This window comes from Kocuria sp. CCUG 69068, assembly GCF_020833785.1.
Lineage (GTDB): Bacteria > Actinomycetota > Actinomycetes > Actinomycetales > Micrococcaceae > Kocuria > Kocuria rosea.
In genome coordinates, this window is the sequence record NZ_PDDL01000230.1 from 1 (window position 1) to 1,527 (window position 1,527).

The window sequence follows — 1,527 nt, forward strand, 5'->3', positions numbered from 1 at the left end:
GTCCACGACCGGCAGCATCTCCTTGGGCATGGCCTTCGTCGCGGGGAGGAACCGGGTGCCGAGCCCGGCGGCAGGAATGACGGCCTTCCGGACCGTCCGGGGGTTGCTGTTTCCACTCATGCGCTCAGGCTAACGGATCGGGGGCTCCCACCAGCGGATTCCCGCCCGGGCACGCTTGCCCGCCGCGGTGGTGCGCGGCTAGCCTCGCACCACCGGCCCGCCAGGGCCGGCGCGTCCGGGCGCCGCCCGGGCCGAGCGTCGGACGAGGAGCGGACACGACGATGACCGACCCCCGCGGTCCCGCCGAGGCCAAGACCCGGTTGCGCCGGCAGCTCGTGGCGGCCCGCGCGCGGCGCTCCCGGGCCGCCCGCGAGCACGCCGCCGTGGCCTTCGACCGGCACCTGACCGAGCTGCTGGCCGACCGCCCGCACCTCGACGTCGCCGCGTACCTGCCGCTGGCCACAGAGCCGCCCCTCGAGCCCGCTCTCGTCACGGCTCACCACCGCGGCCACCGGATCTGGGTGCCCGTGTGCGAGCCCGGGCGCCGGCTCTCGTGGGCGCGGTGGACGCCGGACACCCCCGAGCGGTCCGGCGGCGCGGGCGGACTGCGCGAGCCCGTGGGCGCCCGCCACGGCGCGGAGGTGATGCACGCGGTGGGTCTGCTGCTGGTGCCCGCGCTCGCCGTGGCGCCCGGCGGCGCGCGGCTGGGCTTCGGCGGTGGCTACTACGACCGCTTCCTCGCCACGCTGCCGCGCACGGCGCACCCGGAGCTGCGCACCGTGGTGTGCGTCTTCGCCGACGAGGTCCTCCCGGCCGGGTCCGTGCCGGTCGAGGAGCTCGACGCCCCCGTGCCGCTGGCCCTCACGGAGAACGGAACCGTGCGGCTGGAGGGGCCCCCCGGTCCGGCGCGGGGAACACGGTAGAATCGGCAGTCGACCCCTTCGAGTGCCAACGAGCGCGCTCGTCGACCCTTCCCAGGAGGACCCATGCCCGTCTACGCCTACGCCTGCAAGGACTGCGGCCACGCGTTCGACATCCGCCAGTCGTTCAGCGAGGACGCCCTGACCGTCTGCCCGGAGTGCGACGGGGGCCTGCGCAAGAAGTTCAACACGGTGGGCGTGGTGTTCAAGGGCTCCGGCTTCTACCGCAACGACTCGCGCTCCGGCGGCGCGGACTCGGGCGCCTCCACGTCCTCCGCGTCCTCCACCGCCGAGCCGGCGGCGCCGGCGAAGACCGCGACCCCGGCGACCGCCGGCGCGGGCGCGTCCTCCTCGTCCGCCTCCGCGACCGCGGGCGGGTCCTCCGACTGAGCCGGTCCCCGGACGCCGCCCCGGCGTCCGCACTGCACGGGAGGCACCTCCCGGGCGGCGCTGCCCGCCCCTCCCCAGGCGGCCCCGGAACGGCGGGGTCCCGGGCACCCGGCCCGTAGCGTGCCCGGCATGAGCCGCCGCCCCCGGACCGTCCGACGCCGCTACCCGCTGTCCCTGCACCTGCGCTCGGCACTGTCCCGGCGCCGCCAGCGTCGTG

2 protein-coding genes and 1 pseudogene are annotated in these 1,527 nt (G+C 76.9%); 2 read left to right on the forward strand and 1 reads right to left on the reverse strand.

All coding sequences use genetic code 11. From position 1 onward, the window contains the following. A pseudogene (locus CRM73_RS19190) lies at window positions 1-120 on the reverse strand (UTP--glucose-1-phosphate uridylyltransferase); the annotation flags it as partial. Between the two features lie 161 nt (window positions 121-281). On the opposite strand from CRM73_RS19190, the gene CRM73_RS19195 reads away from it, so the two are divergent. Both CRM73_RS19195 and CRM73_RS19200 read left to right on the forward strand, forming a co-directional pair. Next, entirely contained in the window at window positions 282-923 is a 642-nt protein-coding gene (locus CRM73_RS19195) for a 5-formyltetrahydrofolate cyclo-ligase (protein WP_109243779.1), read from the forward strand. A 63-nt stretch (window positions 924-986) separates the two neighbouring features. Continuing rightward, the gene (locus tag CRM73_RS19200) at window positions 987-1,310 is read left to right on the forward strand and encodes an FmdB family zinc ribbon protein (RefSeq protein ID WP_095650559.1); all 324 of its coding nucleotides are present in this window, start codon (window positions 987-989) and stop codon (window positions 1,308-1,310) included. Window positions 1,311-1,527: the final 217 nt, after the last annotated feature.